General features: G+C 34.7%; 2 protein-coding genes and 1 pseudogene. All 3 read left to right on the top strand.

Translation table 11 applies throughout. The features are described 5' to 3' along the window. A pseudogene (locus AC1DJR_RS30745) lies at window positions 1-86 on the top strand (GNAT family N-acetyltransferase); the annotation flags it as partial. Window positions 87-101: 15 nt separating this feature from the next. Then, the gene (locus AC1DJR_RS30750) at window positions 102-620 is read left to right on the top strand and encodes a DinB family protein (protein ID WP_353825111.1); all 519 of its coding nucleotides are present in this window, start codon (window positions 102-104) and stop codon (window positions 618-620) included. 81 nt (window positions 621-701) lie between these two features. After that, on the top strand, window positions 702-1,147 hold a 446-nt coding region (locus AC1DJR_RS30755), incomplete at its 3' end, for a multidrug resistance efflux transporter family protein (protein WP_477004341.1).

Here is a 1,147-nt window from a genome sequence, read left to right on the forward strand (position 1 = left end):
GCTTTAAAACGTATGGAATTGAAAAAAGAGCTATAAAGGTGAATGGTGTGTATAGTGATGATGAAAATATGGTGTTGTTTCTTTAAAGGAAGGATATTATCATGAAAGATCTCCATTTAGAAAAAGATATGAACCCCAACGTGGCAATTTTGTATGCAACGGTTACTGATACATTTAAACGATTGCAAAGGTTAGTCGAAGGTATTGAAAAGAACGAACTATCCTATAAAGGGTCTGAAAATAATGAAAATAACATTGGACAGCTACTTCAGCATTTAGCAGTAGTCGATTTACACTGGGTGTACCGTTTAAAAGGAGAGGGAGTTCCGCCTGCACTTGAAAATAAATATGGACCAATGTTGAATGAAATGGGAGAATTGCCTAGTTTAAGAAAGTACAAATTACAAGAATTAATGCAAGATTATGAAGCTGTGCAACATATGTTTTATGAGGAATGTATGAAACTAACAGAAAATGATTTAACACGAGAAGTTTTTTATGAAAAGGGAGAAAATGCGACTATAAGGTGGGGAATATGGCATATAGCCGATCATAATCGGTACCATCAAGCTCATATTAGTCGATTACGAAAGTTATATAGAAGTAGACCGCATGTATGATTAAATTTTTGAATATTAATTATATTAATTATATTCATTTTGTTATATAGTAGAAAAAGAAACTATATAAGGGGTTTTATAATGAAAGCTATTGCAATAGGGATATTGGCATCGTTTTTCTTTGCCTTTACCTTTGTGTTAAACCGATCGATGGACTTAGAAGGCGGAAGTTGGATTTGGAGTGCATCATTACGGTATTACTTTATGGTTCCCATGCTATTACTAATTGTCATGTATAGAGGGAATTTAAAACAACTCTTTCAATACATGAAAAAAAATCCGAAAGAATGGTTGTTATGGAGTATTGTTGGATTTGGTCTCTTTTATGCACCGCTTAGTTTCGCAGGTGCGTTTGGGCCCGGGTGGCTTGTCGCTTCAACTTGGCAAATTACGATAGTTGCAGGGATTTTGTTAACACCATTTTTCGCGGTTGACCCATTACATAAAAAACTTCCAATGAAGGAATTAGTAATGTCAGGCATTATTTTATTCGGTGTTGTTCTCATGCAAGTAGAACACGCTTCTTC

Source organism: Bacillus sp. 05T31, assembly GCF_056396725.1.